The following is a 22393-nucleotide window of genomic DNA, read 5'->3' on the forward strand; positions in this document are numbered from 1 at the left end:
ATGCTGTCTCCCGTCACCAACACCCAGGACCCGACCGGTTCTTTCTGCAGTTCGCCGGGCGCGATCGAGCAGGTGCGCTACGGCTGCAGCCTCGGCGCGCTCGCCAGCGTGATCGCCATTCCCGGCGCGATCCCGATCACGCATTGCGGGCCGGGCTGCGCCACCAAGCAGTTTCACGCGCTGTCCGGCATCAACGCCTATCAGGGCGGCGAATTCCACGTGCCGAGCACCAATCTCGGCAATCAGGAAGTGATCTTCGGCGGCGCGGACCGGCTCGACGAGCTGATCGCTTCCACGCTCAAGGTGATGGAAGCTGATCTGTTCGTGGTGCAGACCGGCTGCATCCCAGGCCTTGTCGGCGACGACGTCGGCAGCGTGGTCCGCAAATATCAGAAGCGCGGCGTGCCGATCGTGGTGGCCGAGACCAGCGGCTATCGCGGCAACAATTTCACCGGCCATGAGACGGTGATCCGCGCCATTATCGATCAGTTCGTCGACGCCGGCGATGCGCCGCTGCAGCATGGCCTGGTCAATGTCTGGTCGCTGCTGCCGTATCAGAATCCGTTCTGGCGCGGCGATCTGTCCGAGATCCGCCGCATCCTCGAAGGCATCGGCCTTCAGGTGAATATTCTGTTCGGCCCGGCTTCGGCCGGCGTCGCGGAATGGCGCGCGATCCCGCGGGCGCAGTTCAATCTGGTGCTGTCGCCCTGGCTCGGGCTGTCGACCGCGCAACATCTCGAGGAGCTTTACGGCCAGCCGTTCCTGCACGAGCCGACGATCCCGATCGGCGCCAAGGCGACCAGCGCATTTCTTCGGCGCGTCGTGGAGTTCGCCGGGCTCGACCGCGCCCGCGCCGAAGCGTTTATCGCGCAGGAGGAGAAGGAGCACTACATCTATCTGCGCGACTTCGCCTGCTTCTATGCCGGCTCGACCAGCCAGTACCGCCTGCCGTCGCAAGCGGTCGTGATCAGTGAGAGCGCCTATAGTCTCGCGGTCGCGAGCTTCCTGGTCGAGCAGCTCGGCCTCAATCCGGGACCGTTTGTGATCAGCGAGAATCCGCCTGAGGAGCTGCGCGAGACGATCCAGAAGCAGTACCGCGCGCTCGCTGAGCATTCCGGCGCCGAAGCCGTGTTCGAGCAGGACGGCAAGCGCATCCACGACATCGTACGCGCCACTGATTTCACCGGCGAGCTTCCGATCGTGTTCGGCTCGACCTGGGAGGCGGCGCTGGCCGACGAGATCGGGGCGCCGCTGGTCGAGATCGGCTATCCGTGCACCGACGAGGTGGTGTTGTCGCGCGCCTATGTCGGCTATCGCGGCGCGTTGCAGTTGATCGAGCGAACCTACACCACGGTGGTGCGCGCCAGCACCATGGCCTGACAGGGCTCAGCTCAGATCTGTGCGCTGCGGCCGATCCGGGCCGTCGTATCGCCTTCGACCACGTCGCGGATCACTGCGAGCGCTTCTCGGATCATCGCCGGCGTGACGTCGAGATGCGTGCAGGCGCGTAGCCGGCCGCTGAGGATCGAGATCAACACACCACGGGCCCTCAGCGCGTCGACCAATGCCTGCTTTGGCCACGCGGCACCGGAGACGTCGAAATAGACCAGGTTGGTCTCCGGCGGTGCAGCGCTCACGCCGTCGATCTGCGATAAGCCTGCCGCGAACAATCGAGCATTGGCGTGATCCTCAGCGAGGCGACCGACATTGTGGTCGAGCGCATACAGGCAAGCGGCTGCGGAAATGCCGGCCTGACGCAGCGACCCGCCGAGCCGTTGCTTCCACAGCCAGACCTCGTCGATAAAGTCGCGCGATCCCGCCAGCACGGCACCGAGCGGCGCGCCGAGGCCCTTGCTGAAGTCGATCCACACCGAGTCCCAGCCGGCGGCGATCTGCCGGGGCGAGATGCCGCTGGCGACGCTGGCGTTCATCAGGCGAGCACCGTCCATATGGGTGGCTAATCCATTGGCGCGAGCCAATTCCGCGATCTGCCGGAGCGTCAAAGCGTTCCACACCGTGCCGCCGCCGAGATTGGTGGTCTGCTCGACGCACACCAGGCTCTGCCTCGCCTGATGCCGGTCTGGCCGATGCAGCGCCGATCGCAGCGTTTCAGCGGAGAACTGACCGCCTGCGCCCGGCAGCGGGTGGATCTGAAAGCCGCCGAGAGCCGCGTGTGTGCAGCCCTCTAGCGAGACGACATGGGACGTCTCGTGCGCGAGAATTTCGTCGCCGGCTCGGCAATGCGCCAACGTCGCCGCAATGTTGCAGATCGTGCCGGACGCCATGAACACCGCCGCCTCCTTGCCGAGCAGATCGGCGACACGAGCGCACAGCGCGTTCACGGTCGGATCGGCACCGATCTGTTCGTCTCCCACCGGCGCCCGCGCCATCGCCTCCCGCATCGCCGCACTGGGCTGAGTCTGGGTGTCCGACAGCAGATTGATCCGCACAGGCGGCAGTCGCGGATCGTCAGGGGCGGGGGCGTAGATCACGGTGCTATGTCACGCTGATGGAGACTGGGTGGCCATGCGACGCCGGCCGTCGCGGGTACTTACCGGGCGGAAGCCAACATTATTCGTTGGACCATTACAAACCGGAATAGCGATCCAACCGAATGCCAAAGATCGAACCCAAAAGGGCGAACTATGCTGCGGAGCTCCTAAAAGGAGAAAGGCTATCTCCCTCGGTCAAAGAGTGGCTGCAAAGCGCGTGTGTCTCACGGACGCCTGTCAAACTTTGACCGGAGCCTGATCATGTAAAGTCTGTACTCGCTGGCGAAGAAGGCGGCATTCTCATGCGCCGCTTGATAGCGGCCGCTGACCACGAGGCCTTCGCTGAAGACAAGATCATGACCAGCATCGTCTCGGCCAATGCGCTGGCAAGTGGGTCGAGCCTGTCGCGCGCGCATGCCGGGCGTAAACTGGTGGAGGCCGAGGCCATCGGTGTGCTTGGCTGGAGCGGACGGCGCGGTAGCTCGCCAATATGGATATCTGAGGCCTTCCGCGAAGAATACTACCTCAACCAAGCCCTCAAACTCGACATCATCGAATGTGCACTCGAATTACGTCTGCCCTGGATTTTGTCGCGTTAGGCGATTGTCCGATAACGAGGTAGCAACCTATGCGCCCGTTGCCATCGGCCAGCGGATGGGTGTGTTCGAACGTCCAGTGCGCGAGCAATTGCCTCAGGAGTTCTGGTGTCGCGGGAGCGGTGGCCAGCGTGAAGTCATGCCATTCCCGGAGCGTTGGCTCGGCCGAAGTTGGGCTGGTGTAGCCGGTCATTCCGCCGGGAATGTCGGGATCGCTCGTATATTTCGGGAAAGTGTTCAAACGTCCGGCACCGGCCGCCAGCATCCTGTTGCGGTGAGGTTTCGAATAGGTGGAGGCGAAGCACGAGGTTCTCCGGGGGGGCAGGTGACGTCCAAGCCATCGGCGCAGGCAGCAACGATTTGGCGTCGCCGACATCAGGCATCGTGAGCAAAGCGCTCTAATAAGATTGAGCGTCGCTATTGGATAGGGATGGACGACCGGCAATTCTAAGGGCAGTCGGCAAGTCGCGCCACCGATGCCGGAGGGGCTGTCTGCAACAAAAAAAATGCTGCAGTGCAAATATCTCAACGGTTTATGGCGGAAGGGGTGGGATTCGAACCCACGGTGGGCTTGCACCCACGCCGGTTTTCAAGACCGGTGCCTTAAACCACTCGGCCACCCTTCCAGATTGGAACCGTCATCGTGAGAAAGCGGAAACGAGGCCGCCAGCTTGCGGTTGCGACGGCGTCCGCTGCGCTTGTTTAGGGTGGATTGCCCGGCGGGGTCAACGTCTTGACTGAACGCCTTTTGAAAAGCCGAAGCGATCGGTCAGCCTGCCATTATGCCCGATTTTGGTTAAAGCGGTGCGCTCGGCGAGCAGTACCGTACCGATCTTGAGCGGTGCAGCGGAGAAGGGCGCATTAGGGTTAATCAATCGGTTTCTCGCCGCGGGGACGAGGTTTCCCCCGGGGAAGTGAGTTCGTTGGAATGCGTAAGCCCGAGTTTGACGTTCGTCCGAACGCCGAGCCGATCGATCATCCGCTCAATCGTGCCCCTGTCGTTCACACCCGCGACCCAGAAGCGATGCGCGAGGCGATGCTGTCGGTCTATGGCGCCCGCGACTTCGTGGCGGAGGCGGAGGGCTTTGAGGGATTCGGCAGCTATGTCGCGCTGGACGGCACCGGGCTGGGCTTCTGCGCCTATGCGGCGCCAGCGGTGGCGGAGTTCGACGAGACTGATTTCGCGCGGGTGCAGATCGCGCTACGCGGCAGCAGCCGGACCTCGTCCGGCTCGTCCAGCGTGGAGGTCGATCCCGAGCATTGGTGTGTTTCGTCCGCCGGCACGCCGTCACGGCTCGAATTCGGCCCCGACTACCAGCAGATGATCCTACGGATCACCAGTGCGACTCTAACGACCACGCTGGAGGCGCTGCTCGGCGTCAAGCCGCGCGGCAAGTTGACCTTCACGTCGCATCTATCCTGCGACGATCGCGGCGCGTCGGCGCTGCGCGATCTCGCCTTGTACGTTGCCCGTCACGTCGATCCGGCGGCTCCGGTGATGCCTCCGTTCATGCTGCGCGAGATGCAGCAGGCGCTGGTGGTGTCGTTTTTGAGCGTGACGCGGCACAATTACAGCAGCCAGCTCGACCGCGACGCCCGGGATACCGCTCCTGATTACGTCCGCGTTGCCGAGGAATTCATCGAGGCGTCCTGGAATCGGGCGATCACCATCGTCGATCTTGCCGCCGTGACCAACGTCGGTGTTCGCAGCCTGTTCAAGGCCTTTCAGAAGCACCGCGGCTATTCGCCGATGGCGTTTGCCAAGGCGGTGCGGCTGAACAAGGCGCGCGAGATGCTGCTGTCGGGGGATCCGTCGCGTTCGGTCACCTCGGTGGCATTCGCCTGCGGCTTCACCAATCTCGGCCATTTCGCCAACGACTATCGCCGCCGCCACGGCGAGCTGCCCTCTGAGACCCTGGCACGCCGGCGCTGACAGGTGCTCCGGTCGCCGCCTGCGCCGCTCCGTCGAGTTGTGCATAGGCAGGTGACGCCGTCTTGGCTAACCATGTGATGTCAGGATGATCGGGGCGCGCCGCGGGCGGGCGCGGGAACGGCAGAACCGGCCAAGGTGAGCGAAGACGGCAGCATCGGGCATTCCAGCAACCTCGTCGGCGTGCCGATGCGGTTTCTCACTGGCGTCGGCTTCAACGACGCGCCGGTCCCGCTGCATATCGCCGGCGTGCGCGAGATGAACCCCAGCCTGTTCGAAATGCTGGGGCAAGCGCGCGACCTCGCCGAAGCCGGTGAGGCGTTCGCCTGCTATATGACGGCGCTGTTCGGGATCGATGCCGAGCAGCGTGTCCGTGGCCGCGACGGCCGCCGACGCTTCCGTTCGTCCTATCTCGATCTGATCAAGGGCTGGGGTTTCGACAGCAACGGCGCCGAGGGTGCGGTGCTGAAGGGCTGGGTCGAGAGCCGGTTCGGGCTGTTTCCGACCTTTCACAAGGAGCCGATCCGGCGGATCGCCAGCCCGGTGTGGACGGTGTACGTCGAACAGAAGATGTCGAGCCGCTTCCACAACAACGCGATCTTCGTCCAGCTCGATCTTCTCTATGAATTCTGCCAGTGGGCACTGACGCATTTCGCCGCCACCGGCAGCACGCACATTACGCTGTATCGTGGCGTCAACGGCTTCGACGAGCATCAGGTCGTCGAGCGGCTCGACAAGCGGCACTGCATCATCCGGCTCAACAATCTGACGTCATTCACCTCCGACCGAGGTGTCGCCGATTGTTTCGGCGACACCATCCTGACCGTGCGGGTGCCGGTGGCGAAGGTCCTGTTTTTCAACAAGCTACTGGCTGCGCATCCGCTGAAGGGCGAGGGCGAGTATCTGGTGATCGGCGGCGACTATCGCGTCACCGCGAGCTACTTTTGAAAGGGCGCCTTATGACCTCGCCGAGCCTGCAGGACCGCGCGCTCGCCGCCTATTTGGGCTTTGCGATCGGCGACGCGCTCGGCGCCACCGTCGAGTTCATGACCAAGTCCGAGATTGCGGCACGCTACGGCGTGCACAAGGACATCAGCGGTGGCGGCTGGCTGCGGTTGAAGCCGGGGCAGGTGACCGACGACACCGAGATGTCGCTGGCGCTCGCTCGCTCGCTGATCCGCTGCGGCGGGCTGGAGCTGCCCGACCTGTGTGACGAGTTCGCCGCCTGGCTGAAGACAGGGCCCGTGGATGTCGGCAGCACCTGCCGCCGCGGCATCCGTCGTTACATCACCACCGGCGCGATGCAGGGAAGCTATTTCGAAGGCGATGCCGGCAATGGCGCGGCGATGCGGATCCTGCCGCTGGCCCTGGCTACTTACGGGCGACCGGAGCAGGCCGAAGCCTGGACCATCGCGCAGGCACACATCACCCACCATCACCCGCTGTCGGACGCCGCGGCACTCGCGCTGGTGAAGATGCTGCAGGTGCTGTTGGCGGGTGAGGAGCAAAGCGCCGCCCGCGTTATCGCCGACGATCTGGTCCAGGCTCACCGCGTTTTCGGCTTCACGCCGTATCGTGGCCCGGCCACCGCCTATGTGGTCGACACTCTGCGGACCGTGCTGCACTACTATTTCTCGACCGGCAGCTTTGCCGACTGCCTGATCGCCACCGTCAATCAGGGCGACGATGCCGACACCACCGGTGCGCTCGCCGGAATGCTCGCCGGCGCCACCTACGGTTTCGCCGCAATCCCGAAACGCTGGCTCGATCGGCTCGACCGCGAAGTCGTCACGGCGATCCGTGGTCAGGTGCCGAAGCTGTTGGAGTTGGCGGCCTCGGCGCCCCGTTAGCGCATCTCGTCCAGAGGTTGTCGCAAACGGGAAAGGCCCCGCATGCGGCGGAGCCTCTCTCACGAACACATCGATCTGGACTACCGACGCCCCGAGATCATCCCGTTTGCAGGATCGATCCCCAAAGATCAGCGCTGTTCGATTTCCAGCAGTGCGACGAATTGGCGGATGAAATCGTGGATGCCCCAGTACAGAGCGCCGTGCGTGTCGATGTCGTCGGTGCGATAAGTGTCTGCGAATGATGCCATGACTGCCACCCTTGTTTTTGTTGTGCCGCAGACGCCGCTGGCGTCGGTGCGGGGGCAGCCTCGGCCAGCACCACTTAACAACTGGTTGGAAGGGTGGACGCTCGTACTTTGGAACGTTAGCGGAGGTTGAACAAAGGCCGTGATCGGACCGAAACAACTACACCGATACCAAGCAGAGCAGCCGGTCCGAACCCTGACCGTCAATGATTACCAGCGACGGCGCGCACAATATTTCGGTTGAAGCAGCTCAATCGTCGACACGCGTCAGGATGGCCTTCAGTGGAAGGCTGGGCGTCTCGTGGGCGTAGCCTTCGATCGTGACGTAGCCGTCCTTGGCGACGCCATCGAAGGTGATCTCGAACGGCTCGATTCCGAAGACCGACAGCCGCGAATGATCCGACGAGTAGCGCACCCCGCGCAGATTCCCGGCCACCGTTAGTCCACTCTGCGAATAGGCGCCGGAATAAAGGAACGTGGAGTCGCCGCCCTGGATCTTGCCGTCGTGAAGGAAGATCACACCGTGCGCCTTCTTTCGCGCCGTCTCGAACTCGGCCTTGTAGAACCCTCGAAGATGATCGGTCATGTCCGCCCCCGCGATCGTTGTGGGTGCTCTACCACCCCAGGTTTAGTAAGAGAAGCGGTGGATGTATCTGAGGTTGAAAAATACTGCGAGAGCTCAGGCGAGGCGATGCGGCGAGAGCGTTCTAATCGCACGCGAAGTCGCCTGCGAGCGATCGATCGCAGTGCATCAAATTGCTGCACAAAGGCGGTAAAAGCGGCAGGTTTCGCATCAACAATGCGCTTGACTTGAACTACGAACTCGACGACCGTAATCGTCAAGCGTTGGGCAACTAAGCCCTGAGACGCAAAGAGTTTTGAACCATTTCCAACACCGCGCTGATCGATGCGCGTTTGGTTGGTGGCGAAAGCGCCCTCGGCTCGACAGCCGGTGGGCGCTTTTTGTTTTTGGACACGAGCATGACGAAGCGGCTGCGCATCGGTGTGATGTTTTCGACGACCGGCTCCTACGGGGCGGTCGGACGCACCATGCTCAACGGCGTGATGCTCGGCCTCAGCGAAGTGGCAGCCAGCGGAAGCGGACCGGAGATCGAGCCGGTCATCGTCAATCCTGGCGGCGACCTGTCGCAGTATCGCGCGCTGGCACACGACCTGCTGGCCTCCGGCGTCCGGCAGGTGGTCGGCTGTTACACCTCGTCGAGCCGCAAAGAGGTGATTCCGTGCTTCGAAAAGCACGATGGCCTGTTGTGGTATCCGTCGCATTATGAGGGCTTCGAGAGCTCCGACAATGTCATCTACACCGGCGCCTCGCCGAACCAGCACGTGCTGCCGCTGGTCGATTACCTCGCCGCCAAGCACGGCAAGCGCGCGTTCTGCATCGGCTCGAACTATATCTGGGCGTGGGAGAACAACCGGATCTTCCGCGAAGCGTTGATCGCGCGCGGCGGCACGGTGCTGGCCGAGCGTTATCTTCCGGTCGGGGACACCGACGTCGATCGCGTCATCGCGGCGATCCTGGAGCAGCGTCCGGATTTCGTCTTCAACAATCTGATCGGCACCAGCGCCTATGCGTTCTTCCGCGCGTTTCGTGCCGCGTGCCTCTCGCGTGGCATCGACCAGGCTGCCGAGATCCCGGTGGCGAGCTGCACGCTTGCCGAGCCGGAGCTGGCCGAAATCGGCGCCGAGGCTGTCGACGGACATCTGTCGTCGAGCGTGTATTTTGCTTCGCTGGCAGGGGCGGCCAATGACGCGTTCACCCAAGCTTACGCGACGAAGTTTCCGGATGCGCCGCCGACTTCGGCGGATGCGGAGGCCTGCTACATCGCGGTCAAGCTGCTCGCCGCCGCTCTGCAACAGGCCGGCACCGACGAGGCCGGCGCCGTGCGCGCAGCGGTCGCCGATCAGCGCCTGATCGCTCCCCAGGGCGAGGTGCGGATCGATCCGCAGACCTATCACGCCTGGCTGACGCCGCGCATCGGCCGATCGACCGCGGGCGGTCAATTCGAAGTGCTGCTCGAAGCGCCGGAGCCGATCGCGCCTGATCCGTATCTGGTGCAAACCTCGCCGCGGTTTGCCGCCGCCATGCGTTCTCCATTGTTGAGGCTGGTGAAGTCATGACCTTCCGACTGGTTCAGAACTTCAAGGGCGGCCGCGCGCTCGTGGTGATGGAGCGCACGGGCAGGGAAGGCGCACTGGAGCCGACGCTGGCCAAGCTCGGCGTCAGCTGCGAGGCCGTGCCGATCGTCGACGGGCGGGCTCAGATCGACCTCGCTTCGCTGACGCCTGATCGCGACATGCTGTTCGTCGATGGCGATCTCGACGGCGTGCTGGCGATCGAGCTCAATCCGCTGTCGCAACTGCCGCCGGTGCCAGTGATCGGGCTGGTGGGCGTCGAAGCGCCGAGCCGGCTGAAGGCGCTGGTCAATCTTGGTGCCACCGCGTTCCTGCGCAAGCCGGTGCACGGCGGCGCCGTGTACTCGGCGCTGTTCATGGGCGTCAACCAATTTCTCCTGCGTGGCGGGATGCAGGAGCGCCTGCAAACGCTCGAGGAGCGCCGTCGCGGCCGCAGGGCCGTGCTGCGCGCCGTGGTCCAGCGGATGCGGGACAGCGGCCTCGACGAAGACGGCGCTTACGACCAGATCCGCCGGGAGAGCATGCGCGTGAGGCAGAGCCTGGAGAGTTACTGCGAGGATCTGCTGAGCCGACGGGCGAGGCCGCCCGATTCGACTGGCCACACCGGCACTCCGCCGCTGCACCGTGGCGACAAACGAGCGATGTAGGAGATAGCAACATGACCGGAACTGTATTACGGGGACTGCATGCCGCAGTCCTCACGGGGACGCTTGTCCTCGCGTCAGGCGCGGCGCTGGCCGCGGAGAAGCCGATCAAGCTCGGCGTGCTGGAGGATCAGTCGGGCGATTTCGCGGTGGCGACGATCGGCAAGGTCCACGCCATCCAGCTTGCCGCCGACGAGATCAACAAGGCCGGCGGCATCATGGGGCGGCCGCTCGAACTGGTAGTGTACGACACCCAGTCCGACAACACCCGCTATCAGGAGTTCATGCGCCGGGTGTTGCAGCGGGACAAGGCGGATGCGGTGTTCGCCGGATTCTCCTCGGCCTCACGCGAAGCCTATCGGCCGATCGTCGATCAGCTCAACGGTCTCGCCTTCTACAACAACCAGTATGAAGGCGGTGTTTGCGACGGCCATATGATCGTCACCGGCGCGGTGCCCGAGCAGCAGTTCTCGACGCTGATCCCGTGGATGATGGAGAAGTACGGCAAGAAGGTCTACACGCTCGCCGCAGACTACAATTTCGGCCAGATCTCGGCCGAGTGGGTGCGCAACATCGTCAAGCAGCACGGCGGCGAAATGGCCGGCGAGGAGTTCATCCCGCTCGGCGTGTCGCAGTTCTCGCAAAGCATCCAAAACATCCAGAAGGCCAAGCCGGACTTCGTGGTGACGCTGCTGGTCGGCACCGCGCAGGCATCGTATTACGAACAGGCCGCTTCCGCCAACGTCAACCTGCCGATGGCGTCCTCGGTCAACGTCGGCCAGGGCTACGAGCACAAGCGCTTCAAGCCGCCGAGCCTGAAGGACATGTACGTCACCACCAACTACATCGAGGAAATCGACTCGCCGCAGAGCAAGGCGTTCCTGGCCAAGTTCAAGGCGAAGTTCCCGAACGAGCCTTATGTCAATCAGGAGGCCGAGAACTCCTATCTGGCGGTCTATCTCTACAAGCAGATGGTGGAGCGGGCGAAGTCGACCAACCGCGACGAGATCCGCAAGGTGATCGCGCAGGGTGACGTCTGCATGGATGCGCCGGAAGGCAAGGTCTGCATCGACCCGAAGAGCCAGCACATGTCGCACACCATCTACCTGGCGCACGTCAATGCCGATCACTCGATCGACTTCCCGAAAGTCTGGCCGGACATCAAGCCGTATTGGCTGGGTGAGGCCGGCTGCGACCTGACCAAGAAGGATCCGATGGCGCAATACACGCCGTCGAACCCGCCGCCCAAATAAGTGCGGCGGACCGCTCCGGCGCACCCTGACGCGCCGGAGCGGTTGCTCTCCCCTCAATGGACATTCGTCGGGCTGCCACCCCTGCCGCGGCCCTCCACGCCACCTTGCTGGACGTCAGATGGACATCGCCACCTTCGCCTTCGCGGCGCTGTATCAATTCGCCGACGCCTTCGCCTTCCTGGTGCTGTCGGCCTGCGGGCTCGCCGTCATCTTCGGCATGATGGGCGTCATCAATCTCGCCCACGGCGAGTTCATTATGTGCGGCGCCTATGTCACCGCCACCGCGGCTCACGCCGGACTGCCGCTGCCGCTCGCCATTCTGACCGGTGCGCTGGTTTCGGCGATGGTCGGCATGCTGGTCGAGTTCGTGGTGGTGCGGCATCTCTATGAACGCCCGCTCGACACCATTGTCGCCACCTGGGGCCTCAGCCTGATCGCGACGCAAGGCACGCTGATCGTGATCGGCTCGACCATGGCTGGTGTCGGTACGCCGTTCGGCAGCTTTCAGGTCGGCGCGTACTCCTATTCGATCTACCGGATCGTGCTGTTCCTGGCCGCGCTCGGCGTGCTCGGCGGGCTGTACGCGGTGTTCAACTGGACGTCGTTCGGCGTCAAAGCACGCGCCACCATCCAGGTGCCGCACATGGCGGATGCGCTCGGCGTCGACACCCGCTGGATCTACAGCCTGACCTTCGCCTGCGGCGCCGGGCTCGCCGGACTGGCTGGCGGGCTGTACGCGCCGACCATGACATTGGTGCCGACGATGGGCGCGACCTTCCTGATGGAGGCGTTCGTCACGGTGGTGATCGGTGGCGCCGACGTGTTCCTCGGCACGGCGCCGGCTGCTGCGGTCCTGGCTGTGGTGAAGTCGGCGATGACGTCATGGCAGGGCCAGTTGTTCGGTCAAATCGGCCTGTTGGTCGCGGTGATCATCGTGGTTCGGGTGCTGCCGAAAGGCATCTCCGGCTTCCTGCTGCGTGAACGGACCTGAGGGAGGCGAGGGTGAACGGTTTGATCGCTCTGTTTCGCCGGCTCGAAGGCCCGCAGACCAAAGGTCGCGGCAAGCTGTTCTGGTCGGTGTTCGTGCTGGCGCTGGTGGGCGCGCTCGCATACCCGATGTTCAGCGATGGCTACACCGTCGGCAACACCGCATACTTCTTCGTCTGGGTGTTCATTGCGCTCAGCCTGTGTCTGATCTGGGGCTATGGCGGTGCACTGTCGTTCGGACAGACTGCGTTCTTCGGCATCGCCGGCTACAGCTACGGCATCCTGACGCTGAACTTCGGCGCGGCCTACGGCTTCACGCTCGTCGCGCTGTTGGCAGCGGTCGCGATTGCCGCAGTGGTGGCGCTGCTGCTCGGTTACTTCATGTTCTTTGGCCGGATCGAGGGCGTGTTCCTCGGCATCGTCACGCTCGCCGTGACCTTGATGCTGGAGCGCTTCATGGCCCAGACCGCTGGGCCGGAATGGCGGATCGGCGCGGCGCGGCTGAACGGCTTCAACGGCATGAGTGGAATGCCGCCGATCACGATCCCCTGGTTCGACGGGCCGATCGTGCTGTTCGCCGATGTCGGGCTGTACTACCTGATCCTGGCGCTGGTGGTGGTGGTCTATCTCGGCCTGCGCATCCTGGTGAACTCCTCGTTCGGCAACGTCATCGTTGCGATCCGGGAGAATCCGGAGCGCGCCGAGATGCTCGGCTACGACATCCGCAAATATCAGCTTATCAACTTCGTCATCGGCGCTGGGCTCGCCGGGCTGTCGGGCGTGCTCTACACCGCCTGGGGCCAGTACATCACTCCGTCGAGCATGGGGATGACGTCGGCGGCGCTGCCGCTGATCTGGGTCGCGGTCGGTGGCCGCAGCGACCTGACGTCGACGCTGGTCGGCACGCTCGTGGTGCTGGCCGGCTTCCAGGCGCTGACCATCTACGGCAGCCAATATGCACTGGTGGTGATGGGGCTTCTGCTGGTGCTCACGGTGCTGATCGCGCCGAACGGATTGGTGCTCGGCGCGATGAATGTGATCGGCCGGCTCGTGGCCCGCGCCAAGGGAGGACGGAACTAATGGCGCTGCTGCAACTCCGCGGCCTGAACAAGCATTTCGGCGGGCTGCACGTCACCAACCAGGTGAACCTGTCGTTCGAGACGGGCGAGATCCATTGCCTGATCGGCCCCAACGGGGCCGGCAAGAGCACGCTGTTCCGGCTGATCCTCGGCGAGTACGCGCCCGGCTCGGGCGAGATTTTCTTCGCCGGCGAGAACATCACCGCGTTGAAATCCTTCGCGCGGATCGCGCGCGGGCTCTCGGTGAAGTTTCAGGTGCCTGGCGTGTTCAAGGGGCTGTCGGTGCGCCAGAACCTCGAGATCGCGCTGCAAAGGACGCGGCATGGCGCTGAGCTCGATCAGGAAATCGACCGGTTGCTGGCGTTCCTCGGCCTCGAAGCCGAGCAGAAGCAGACCGCGGGCAATCTCAGCCACGGCCAGAAGCAGTGGCTGGAGATCGGCATGGCCACCAGCCTGAAGCCGCGGATGCTGCTGCTCGACGAGCCGACCGCGGGGATGTCACCGGAAGAGACGTTCCAGACCGGCGAGATGGTCAAGCGGCTGAATGCCGGAGGCATGACGGTGCTGGCGATCGAACACGACATGGCATTCGTCCGCCAGGTCGCGCAGCGCGTCACCGTGCTGCATCTCGGTCAGGTGTTCGCACAAGGCTCGATCGACGACATCGTCGCCGACGAGCGGGTCGCGGCGATCTATCTCGGACAGGCTCATCACCATGCGTAAGGAAGTCATCCTCAACACCGTGGGACTGCGGGCCGGCTACGGCGGCAAGCCGGTGCTGCAAGGCCTTGAGATCGAGGTCCGGGAAGGCGAGATCATCGCGGTGATCGGCCGCAACGGCGTCGGCAAGTCGACGCTGATGAAAAGCCTGATCGGGCTGATCCCCGCAATGGGCGGCTCCATTGTGTTCCGCGGCGAACCGATCGAGCATCTGCCGGCGTTCAAGCGTGCGCGGCTCGGCATCGGCTACGTGCCGCAGGGCCGCGACGTATTTCCGCGGCTCAGCGTGGCCGAGAACATCGCGGTCGGCGCCTCGATCAAGGGGCGGCTGACCGAACAGCAGCGGCGCGAGGTGGTCGAGACGTTTCCGATCCTCGGCGAACGCTGGAGCCAGCGCGCCGGTACGATGTCCGGCGGCCAGCAACAGCAGCTCGCGATCGGGCGTGTGCTGGTGGCGGATCCCGAACTGATTCTGCTCGACGAACCTTCGGAAGGCATTCAGCCGAACATCGTCCAGGACATCGCCCGCGACATGGTCGCGCTGAATGCCAAGACCGGCGTCACCATCATTCTGGTCGAGCAGAATCTCGACATGATCCGGGCGATGGCGCAGCGCTGCTACGTCATGGACAAGGGCCGGATCGTTGCCGACCTCGACCGCGCCGCGCTCGACGACGAGGCCGAAATGCGCCGCCATCTCGCGGTGTGAGCTGATTTCAACCAAGGAGACCAACATGGCCTGGCAGACTGAATCGATCATGGCGCGCAAGGGCGTCGCCAAGGGTGTGCGCGGCAAGAGCCACACCATTACAGAGGCGGAGCAGGGCAAGTATCACTACGTCTATGGGCCGTATTTCGACAAGGTCCTGACAGTCGATCCCGGCGCGGTGGTGGCGGCCGAAACGCACGATGCGTTTGAAGGTGCGATCAAGAGCGAGACCGACGTTCCGTCCAAGATCCTGAACTTCCCGTTCCTCAATCCGCAGAACGGCCCGATCTGGGTCAACGGCGCAGAGAAGGGCGACACCCTGGCGGTGTACATCGAGAGCATCGTGCCGCGCGGCCCACAGCCGCGGGGCACCACCGTGGTGATGCCGGAATTCGGCGGCCTAGTCGGCACCGGCAACACCGCGCTCCTGAACGCACCGCTGCCGGAGCGCGTCAAGAAGCTCGAAATCACCGCCGAGCATGGCACCAAATGGAACGACAAGATCACCCTGCCGTATGAGCCGTTTATCGGCACGATCGGCACCTCACCGGAAATCGAGGCGATCTCGTCGCTGGTTCCGGACTACTACGGCGGCAACATGGATCTGCCCGACGTCGGTGTCGGCGCGATCATCTATCTGCCGGTGAACACGGCGGGCGCGCTTTTGTATCTCGGCGACTGCCACGCAGCGCAAGGCGACGGCGAACTCTGCGGCGTTGCGATCGAGCATCCGACCGTGACCACGGTGCAGATCGATCTGATCAAAGGCTGGCCGATCCATTGGCCGCGGCTGGAGACCAAGGACTTCATCATGACGATCGGCTCGGCGCGGCCGATGGAGGATGCCGCCCGCATCGCCTATCGCGAGCTGTGCCGTTGGATGGCGGCGGATTACGGCTTCGACGAGATCGACGCCTATATGCTGCTGACGCAGGCCGGGCGTGTCCGGCTCGGCAACATGGTCGATCCGAAATACACGCTCGGCGCGTCCATCAAGAAGTCGTTCCTGGTGTAAGAGGGAGCGACGGCGATGTCGCAACTGCTGAAGGTCGCTACCGTCCAATTCGAGCCGACCATGGCCGAGAAGGAGCGCAACATCGCGCGCCTGCTCGAGCTGTGCGAGGAGGCGGCGGTAGGAGGCGCCAAACTGATCGTCACCCCGGAGATGGGCACCACCGGCTATTGCTGGTACGACCGCGCCGAAGTGGCGCCGTTCGTCGAGCCGATCCCGGGGGCGACCACGGCGCGGTTCGCCGAACTGGCGCGTAAGCACGATTGCTACATCGTCGTCGGCCTTCCGGAGGTCGATGAGGACGGCATCTATTACAATTCGGCCGTCCTGATCGGCCCGGAGGGATTGATCGGGCGTCACCGCAAGACGCATCCGTATATCTCCGAGCCGAAATGGTCGGCGGCGGGCGATCTGCACAATCAGGTGTTTGACACGCCGATCGGGCGGATCGCGCTGCTGATCTGCATGGACATCCATTTCGTCGAGACTGCCCGGTTGATGGCCCTCGGTGGCGCCGACATCATCTGCCACATCTCGAACTGGCTGGCCGAGCGCACGCCAGCGCCGTACTGGATCAGCCGGGCGTTCGAGAACTCCTGCTATGTGATCGAGAGCAACCGCTGGGGGCTTGAGCGGACCGTGCAGTTCTCCGGCGGAAGCTGCGTGATCGCGCCGGACGGCGGCATCGCTGCGGTGATCGATGGCGGCGACGGTGTGGCCTTCGCCGAGATCGATCTTGACACTGCGCGCGCGCGCCAGATTGGCGGCGAGGCGGTGTTCCGACAGCGGCGGCCGGAGCTGTATCCGGAACTGCTGACCGGCACCTTTAGCTGGAATCCGTACGACTTCTTCGGCCTGTACGGACACGAGGCTTGGCCGAAGGGCAAGCGCTCCAAGCTATGCGCCGCTCAGTTCGCGCCGGTCGCCGATCTCAGTGCCAATCTCGACCGCATCGACGCGCTGGCGCGCGAAGCGAAGGCGGCCGGCGCCGAGATGGTGGTGTTTCCGGAACTGGGCGTCACCGGACTGGATGATCCGGCGCGTACTGCCGTCGCTGTGCCTGGCCCCACGACCGACCGGCTCGCCGCGCTAGCAAGCGAGCTGTCGCTGTATCTCGTCTGCGGTCTCGCCGAGCGCGACGGCGAGATCCTGTACAACAGTGCCGTGCTGATCGTGCCGGGCGGCACCATCACCACCTATCGCAAGACGCATCTGACCGAGAACGAGCGGGGCTGGGCGCAGCCTGGCGACAGCTTCGTCGTGAGCGATACGCCGCTTGGCCGCGTCGGTCTGCTGATCGGCCACGATGCGATGTTTCCCGAAGCCGGCCGCGTGCTGGCGCTCCGCGGCTGCGACATCATCGCGTGCCCGGCGGCGATCGAGACCCGGTTCAGCACGCCGCATGCCGGCACCAGCGTCAAACAGCCGGCACCGATCCCGACTGGCGCCGATCCGCATCACTGGCATCACTTCCGGGTCCGCGCTGGCGAGAACAATGTGTTCTTCGCTTTCGCCAATGTGGCGGATATAGCGCGCGGCTATTTCGGGCTGAGCGGCGTGTTTGGGCCGGACACGTTCGAATTCCCGCGCCGCGAGGCACTGATCGGGAGCGAGGAGGGCATTGCCACCGCGATGATCGACACGTCCAATCTCGACAGCGTGTATCCGACCAATGTGGTGCGGCGGAAGGATCTGGTGGCGATGCGGATGCCGCACAGCTATCGGCCGCTGGTGCAGGCGATGGCCGGCAACTACTAACCAAGGGGAGCGAGCATGGATCTGGGATTGAAGGGCGCCAAGGTACTGGTCACCGGCGGCACCAAAGGCATTGGGCGCGCGATTGCCGAGACCTTTGCGGCAGAAGGTGCCCATATCGGTCTGTGCGCGCGCAATGCGGCCGAGGTCGACGGCGCGGTCGCTGCGCTGAAGGCGACGGGCGTGTCGGCCTTCGGTGGCGCGGTCGATGTGTCCGATGGCCCGGGCTTGATGGCCTGGGTCGCCGACATGGCGGCCAAGCTCGGCGGCATCGACGTCGTTGTCGCCAATGTCAGCGCGCTGGCGATCGGCTCGGACGAGGAGAGCTGGGCCAAGGGCTTCGCCACCGACATGATGGGCACGGTGCGGCTGGTCGACGCCGCGATGCCCTATCTCGAGCAGAGCCAGCAGCCCGCGATCGTCACCGTCTCCAGCGTCTCGGGACGGGAGATCGATTTCGCTGCCGGCCCGTATGGGACCTTCAAGGCGGCGATCATCCACTACACCCAGGGTCTCGCGTACCAGCTCGCCGGCAAGGGCATCCGCGCCAACACCGTCTCGCCCGGCAACACGTATTTCGAAGGCGGGGTGTGGGAGCAGATCAAGAACGGCAATCCTGATCTCTACAACACCGCGCTGGCGCTGAATCCGACCGGGCGGATGGGGACGCCGCAGGAGATGGCGAACGCCGTGGTCTTCCTTGCCAGCCGTGCCGCGAGCTTCATCACTGGCACCAACGTGGTGGTCGATGGTGCGCTCACCCGCGGCGTGCAGTTCTGATGCGTTGCACGCGAACTAATCCGGCGTCATTCTGTGTGATGGAATGATGCTGTTACGCAATACCTCTGCAGGGTGAACACACCCAAATAACTATGCGCCGCACGCTGATCAGTTGCGACGCGACGTGTGGATCAGGGTATACAGCCGCGTTCCGGGTGGTGGGGGACGCGGTGTCGAGTAGCAGCAATAACTGCGCAGTCTGTCGATCTGCGACAGAATTGCTGCGCGCGCGACCGCTGGTTGAGGGCTACGAGCTCCGCGACTATCCGTGCCCGCAATGCGGCGGCGTATTTCAGATCGTCGTCAAGTGCGAGGAGGCCCCGCCTGCTCAGCAGTCGAAGCCAGATAACCGTTGAAGTTGTTTTGCTGCTTCTGATCGAACTGCTGCACCACGGCCTGGTCGATCCGCAGCGTCACCGCATCACCAATGTCGAGACCTCCCGCTTCAGACAAGCGCAGTCGTAACTTGCGGCCGTCGACAAGCACTGCGCACGTCCCACTCGCATCGCGCTCGCCGAGATAGATTCCGGTGACGACAAACGCATCGTGGCCCGACGCGGCGACCAGTGAACCTGCCGGCGTGCCGTCGAACACCACGCGCCCGTGCTCGAGTCGGACGACGCGGTCGGCGAGGCGGAGGATCTCGGATGCGTCGTGGCTGACCAGCAGCGTGGTGGTGCCGAAGCGGCGATGCAGCCGGAGCAGATCGTCCTGCAGCTTGCGTCGCATCGCTGGATCGAGCGCCGACAGCGGCTCGTCCAGCATCAGCAGCGACGGCCGCCGCGCCAGCGCGCGGATCAGCGCCAGCCTCTGCTTCTGTCCGCCCGACAACCGGTCCGGCATGGCGTCGGCCAGCCCATCAAGCTCGACCAGTTGCAGCAGTTCGTCCACCTCATCGTGACGCGCGCGTGATCCAATCGCGTAGTCGACATTGCCGCGCACCGTCATGTTGGGGAATAGCGCGTAGTCTTGAAACACCAGACCGATCGACCGCTTGCGTGTCGGCACGTTCACCCGCGCCGCAGTGTCGCACCACAGCGTCGCGCCGACGCGGATGCGGCCTTCCGCCGGCCGGGCCAGCCCGGCGGCAGCGCGGAGCAGGGTGGTCTTACCGGCGCCCGAGGGACCGGTGATCGCCACCAGCGAGCCAGAGGCGATCTTGAGATCGACGTCGAGCCTGAACGGCCCCGCCGGCCCGCTCAGCGGCGTTCGGACGCGCAGCGCAATGTCGTCGGTCCCGTTCTTCATTGCCTATCCGCCAGCCGAAGTCGTTATATGGTGAAATATACAACGATCGTTGTCTCTGCTAGCCAGTTGCACGCGAGCAGACGGCAGGGGCGGGAGTTTTTGGAATGGCGTGGTCGGTCAGATCGGCGTTGATGGGCTTGGCTCTGGTGTCGTTTGCGGCGCCGACATTTGCGGAGGAAACGACGCTGGCCGCGGGCGCGGGCTATCGGCGGCCGATCGCCGAACTGGCCGCGGCCTATGAAAAGCAGTCCGGCGACAAGCTGCTGCAGGTGTATGGCCACATGGGCCAGGTGCTGGCGCAGGCGCGCGAAAGTGCCCAGATCGCCCTGGTGTGCGGGGACAAGGCTGTTCTGGAAAAGGCCAAGGATCTCGGTTTTGCGCAGATCGCGCCGCTCGGCCTCGGCCGCCTGGTGATCGCGTATCGGAAAGGACTGACACTCACGAAGCCTGAAGATATCGCGGCTCCCGAGTTCAAGCGGATCGGCATCCCGGATCAGGCCAGCGCGGTGTATGGCAAAGCCGGCCGGCAGTTTCTCGAGCGCAGCGGGCTGGCCGCAACGATCGATGCCCGCCTGGTGCCGGTCGCCACCGTGCCGCAGGTCACGAGCTACGTCGCCAGCGGCGAGGTCGATGCCGGATTCATCAACGCCACCGATGCGATCGGCGCGGCCGGCAACATCGGCGGCTATGTCGCGGTCGACAACAAGCTGTATGACCCGGCCGAGATCGTCTGCGGCGTACGGGCGCCGGCCGCGAAGGCGGCCGAGGGCTTCGTGCAATTCCTCGGCACCGAGCAGGCCCGCGCCATCCTGCAGCGCTACGGGCTGTAGGCAATGCTGGCAGCGGTGATCGAGGCGCTACGTGATCCGGCGCTGATCGCGCCCGCGCTGCTGTCCCTGAAGATCGCCGCCGCGACGCTGGTGCTCCACATCGTGCTCGGCACGCTGCTCGGCTGGGCGCTGGCGCAACGATCCTGGCCGGGCCGCACCGTGCTCGATGCGCTGGTGACGATCCCGCTGGTGTTTCCGCCGATCGCGCTTGGCTTCTTTCTGTTGCTGCTGCTCGGCCGCCGCAGCCCAGTCGGGCAGTGGCTGGATGCCAGCTTCGGCTTCAGCTTCGTGTTCTCGGTGGAGGGCGTGCTGCTGGCATCGGTGATCGCCGGTCTGCCGCTGGTGGTGAAACCGATCGAGGCGGCGATCGCCAGTGTCTCCCGCAGCCTCGGCGAGGCATCGCAGACGCTCGGCCGCAACGAGCTGGAGACGTTCCTGTTCGTGATCCTGCCGAATATCCGCGGTGCGATCGTCGCCGGGTTGGTGCTCGGGACCGCACGGTCGCTCGGCGAGGTCGGCATCACCCTGATGCTCGGCGGCAATATCGTCGGCAAGACCAATACGATCTCGCTCGAGGTTTACAACGCGGTGTTTAATGGCGAGTACGGCCGCGCCGCGGTGCTGTCGGCATTGCTCGGCGTGGTGTCGCTAGTGGTGTTCGCGCTGCTGCGGCGGGCGTCTCGACCGATCCCCAATTGAGCGATACCGCGAGGCGAACACTAATCCTCGCGCGATAGCTTGGAGCCCAGCTTCTTCAGCGAGTCCGCCGATGGCGGCGCATTCTTGAATTCGCGGATCGCCTCCGCCAGTTCCTGGTCGGTCATCGGCGTCGCAGGCTGACGCAACCTGCCGCCGGCAAGACCGTCGGCGATCAGATCGAGGTGCTCATCCGGTACGTCGAAAAACTGCCGGATGCGGGCGAGAAAGGCTCGGTAAGGCAATGGACCTCCTGACGGACGGAGCTGCGCCTGGCGGCTGCGACGTCCCATGGAAACGACTCGGGACTTTAAGCGGAACCAGCGGGCTTAATCCTATCATTTGATCCAGCGAACGCACGAGCGGGTCAGCGATGCTCACCCGCATGTGCCGGTGCGTTGCGCTGGCGCGGTGCAGTCTCCTGGCGTGCCGCAGAAAACCTTTGCCGATACTGTCCCGGCGACAGTCCGGCGATCTTGGCGAACACCTTGCGAAACGACTTCGGGTCCTTGTAGCCGCATTGCCAGGCGATCTGGTCGACCGGCAGCGTCGTGGTTTCCAGCATGATGCGGGCGCGGCCGATCCGCAGGTTCTGGCAATAAGCCAGCGGCGCAAAGCCGGTGGCGCGCTGAAACCGCCGCTGAAAGGTACGCGGTTCAAGCCCCGCATGCTGCGCCATTGCCGCGACGGTCACCTCCGGAAGATCAATCCGTTGCAGCCAGTGCTGCACCTTCAGGATCGCGGCGTCGCCGTGCCGGAGCCGCGGCGAGAACACGCTGTAGGCGCGCTGGTCGCGGCCCGGCGGATCGATGATGAAGCTGCGCGCCGTTTCGATCATCGTCGCCGGACCGAGCAGGCGCTCAATCAGCGTGAGGCCAAGATCGGTCCATGCCATCATGCCGCCGGCGGTGATGATATCGCCATCGTCGATGATCAGCTTGTCGGCATCGACGCGGATATCCGTGAACCGCTCCGCCAGCGCTTCGGCATAGGACCAGTGGGTGGTGGCGACGCGGCCCGCCAGCACGCCGGTCGCGGCGAGCAGGAATGTGCCGGCGCATACTGAGGCGAGCACCGTGCCCTCCTGATGCCGGGATTTCAGATAGTCCACCAATCCGCCAGCTTGAGGGGGCTCGGCCGGCTTCTCGAGGCTCGGCAACAGCACCAGGATCGTCGGGGCACCGTCCTCAGCCGGCAGACCGTCGAATACGCGGACGATGCGATCCTGCGCCTCGTCATAGGCGAGGTGGCTGATGCGGAGGAGCGGTGCGGTCTGGTTCAGGCGCTGCCGTGCGTTGCGATCGGCGACGGTGAGCAGGTCGGTCAGCCCATCGACGCTTGCACGCTGCACCCCGGGGTACAGCACCAGGCCGATCTCCGGCGGCGAAGATACGCGGGCCATTGTCGGTTTCG

Annotated in this window: 22 protein-coding genes and 1 tRNA gene; 17 read left to right on the plus strand and 6 right to left on the minus strand. The window is 64.4% G+C overall.

The window, feature by feature from the left end; genetic code table 11:
* Positions 1–1380, plus strand: a complete 1380-nt coding sequence (locus HZF03_RS11555) for a nitrogenase component 1 (RefSeq protein ID WP_119017302.1) — start codon at positions 1–3, stop codon at positions 1378–1380.
* 11 nt (positions 1381–1391) lie between these two features.
* On the opposite strand, the gene HZF03_RS11560 is transcribed toward HZF03_RS11555, so the two are convergent.
* Complete coding sequence (locus HZF03_RS11560; RefSeq protein WP_119017301.1) at positions 1392–2492, minus strand: threonine aldolase family protein; 1101 nt, start codon at positions 2490–2492, stop codon at positions 1392–1394.
* 302 nt (positions 2493–2794) lie between these two features.
* On the opposite strand from HZF03_RS11560, the gene HZF03_RS11565 reads away from it, so the two are divergent.
* Entirely contained in the window at positions 2795–3091 is a 297-nt protein-coding gene (locus HZF03_RS11565) for a hypothetical protein (RefSeq protein ID WP_119017300.1), read from the plus strand.
* Between the two features lie 533 nt (positions 3092–3624).
* On the opposite strand, the gene HZF03_RS11575 is transcribed toward HZF03_RS11565, so the two are convergent.
* Positions 3625–3714, minus strand: a tRNA-Ser gene (locus tag HZF03_RS11575).
* 302 nt (positions 3715–4016) lie between these two features.
* Between HZF03_RS11575 and HZF03_RS11580 the strand changes: the two genes are divergently transcribed.
* The 3 genes from HZF03_RS11580 to draG all read left to right on the plus strand — a co-directional run bounded on the left by HZF03_RS11580 (position 4017) and on the right by draG (position 6868).
* Positions 4017–5021, plus strand: a complete 1005-nt coding sequence (locus HZF03_RS11580) for an AraC family transcriptional regulator (protein ID WP_119017298.1) — start codon at positions 4017–4019, stop codon at positions 5019–5021.
* Between the two features lie 135 nt (positions 5022–5156).
* The gene (locus HZF03_RS11585; protein WP_119017297.1) at positions 5157–5966 is read left to right on the plus strand and encodes an NAD(+)--dinitrogen-reductase ADP-D-ribosyltransferase; all 810 of its coding nucleotides are present in this window, start codon (positions 5157–5159) and stop codon (positions 5964–5966) included.
* 11 nt (positions 5967–5977) lie between these two features.
* Entirely contained in the window at positions 5978–6868 is an 891-nt protein-coding gene (gene draG / locus HZF03_RS11590; RefSeq protein ID WP_119017296.1) for an ADP-ribosyl-[dinitrogen reductase] hydrolase, read from the plus strand.
* Between the two features lie 495 nt (positions 6869–7363).
* On the opposite strand, the gene HZF03_RS11595 is transcribed toward draG, so the two are convergent.
* A complete protein-coding gene (locus HZF03_RS11595) occupies positions 7364–7699 on the minus strand; it encodes a GrlR family regulatory protein (RefSeq protein WP_011157958.1) in 336 nt (111 codons plus the stop codon).
* Positions 7700–8094: 395 nt separating this feature from the next.
* Between HZF03_RS11595 and HZF03_RS11600 the strand changes: the two genes are divergently transcribed.
* The 10 genes from HZF03_RS11600 (at position 8095) to HZF03_RS11645 (ending at position 18206) form a co-directional block, all read left to right on the plus strand.
* The gene (locus tag HZF03_RS11600) at positions 8095–9252 is read left to right on the plus strand and encodes a transporter substrate-binding domain-containing protein (RefSeq protein WP_119017295.1); all 1158 of its coding nucleotides are present in this window, start codon (positions 8095–8097) and stop codon (positions 9250–9252) included.
* On the plus strand, positions 9249–9914 hold the full coding sequence (locus HZF03_RS11605; RefSeq protein ID WP_119017294.1) for an ANTAR domain-containing response regulator: 666 nt from the start codon (positions 9249–9251) through the stop codon (positions 9912–9914). The genes HZF03_RS11600 and HZF03_RS11605 overlap by 4 nt, the downstream gene beginning before the upstream one ends.
* An 11-nt stretch (positions 9915–9925) precedes the next feature.
* Positions 9926–11164 carry an urea ABC transporter substrate-binding protein gene (locus HZF03_RS11610; protein WP_012495885.1) on the plus strand — a complete coding sequence of 413 codons (1239 nt, stop codon included), beginning with the start codon at positions 9926–9928 and terminating at the stop codon, positions 11162–11164.
* 118 nt (positions 11165–11282) lie between these two features.
* Positions 11283–12155, plus strand: a complete 873-nt coding sequence (locus HZF03_RS11615) for an ABC transporter permease subunit (RefSeq protein WP_011157962.1) — start codon at positions 11283–11285, stop codon at positions 12153–12155.
* 11 nt (positions 12156–12166) lie between these two features.
* On the plus strand, positions 12167–13231 hold the full coding sequence (locus HZF03_RS11620; RefSeq protein ID WP_119020018.1) for a branched-chain amino acid ABC transporter permease: 1065 nt from the start codon (positions 12167–12169) through the stop codon (positions 13229–13231).
* Positions 13231–13953 (plus strand): ABC transporter ATP-binding protein, encoded by a 723-nt coding sequence (locus tag HZF03_RS11625; protein WP_011157964.1) that lies wholly within the window; start codon positions 13231–13233, stop codon positions 13951–13953. Before HZF03_RS11620 ends, HZF03_RS11625 begins: the two co-directional genes overlap by 1 nt.
* A complete protein-coding gene (locus HZF03_RS11630; protein WP_119020017.1) occupies positions 13946–14659 on the plus strand; it encodes an ABC transporter ATP-binding protein in 714 nt (237 codons plus the stop codon). The genes HZF03_RS11625 and HZF03_RS11630 overlap by 8 nt, the downstream gene beginning before the upstream one ends.
* Positions 14660–14684: 25 nt before the next feature.
* Complete coding sequence (locus HZF03_RS11635; protein WP_011157966.1) at positions 14685–15674, plus strand: acetamidase/formamidase family protein; 990 nt, start codon at positions 14685–14687, stop codon at positions 15672–15674.
* A gap of 15 nt (positions 15675–15689) precedes the next feature.
* The gene (locus HZF03_RS11640; protein ID WP_119020016.1) at positions 15690–17429 is read left to right on the plus strand and encodes a nitrilase-related carbon-nitrogen hydrolase; all 1740 of its coding nucleotides are present in this window, start codon (positions 15690–15692) and stop codon (positions 17427–17429) included.
* Between the two features lie 15 nt (positions 17430–17444).
* A complete protein-coding gene (locus HZF03_RS11645) occupies positions 17445–18206 on the plus strand; it encodes an SDR family NAD(P)-dependent oxidoreductase (RefSeq protein WP_119020015.1) in 762 nt (253 codons plus the stop codon).
* Positions 18207–18509: 303 nt separating this feature from the next.
* Here HZF03_RS11645 and HZF03_RS11650 read toward each other — a convergent pair whose 3' ends face one another.
* Positions 18510–19454 (minus strand): ABC transporter ATP-binding protein, encoded by a 945-nt coding sequence (locus tag HZF03_RS11650; protein ID WP_119020014.1) that lies wholly within the window; start codon positions 19452–19454, stop codon positions 18510–18512.
* Between the two features lie 104 nt (positions 19455–19558).
* Between HZF03_RS11650 and modA the strand changes: the two genes are divergently transcribed.
* Positions 19559–20284, plus strand: a complete 726-nt coding sequence (gene modA, locus HZF03_RS11655) for a molybdate ABC transporter substrate-binding protein (RefSeq protein WP_119020013.1) — start codon at positions 19559–19561, stop codon at positions 20282–20284.
* A gap of 3 nt (positions 20285–20287) precedes the next feature.
* Positions 20288–20983 (plus strand): molybdate ABC transporter permease subunit, encoded by a 696-nt coding sequence (gene modB, locus HZF03_RS11660; RefSeq protein ID WP_119020012.1) that lies wholly within the window; start codon positions 20288–20290, stop codon positions 20981–20983.
* Between the two features lie 20 nt (positions 20984–21003).
* Here the strand turns inward: modB and HZF03_RS11665 are convergent, their stop codons facing one another.
* Both HZF03_RS11665 and HZF03_RS11670 read right to left on the minus strand, forming a co-directional pair.
* Complete coding sequence (locus HZF03_RS11665) at positions 21004–21225, minus strand: hypothetical protein (RefSeq protein ID WP_119020011.1); 222 nt, start codon at positions 21223–21225, stop codon at positions 21004–21006.
* 122 nt (positions 21226–21347) lie between these two features.
* Positions 21348–22382: a GlxA family transcriptional regulator gene (locus tag HZF03_RS11670; RefSeq protein ID WP_119020010.1), complete on the minus strand. Its 1035-nt coding sequence runs from the start codon at positions 22380–22382 to the stop codon at positions 21348–21350.
* Between the last annotated feature and the right edge of the window lie 11 nt (positions 22383–22393).

Origin of the sequence: Rhodopseudomonas palustris (genome assembly GCF_013415845.1) — a bacterium.
Lineage (GTDB): Bacteria > Pseudomonadota > Alphaproteobacteria > Rhizobiales > Xanthobacteraceae > Rhodopseudomonas > Rhodopseudomonas palustris_F.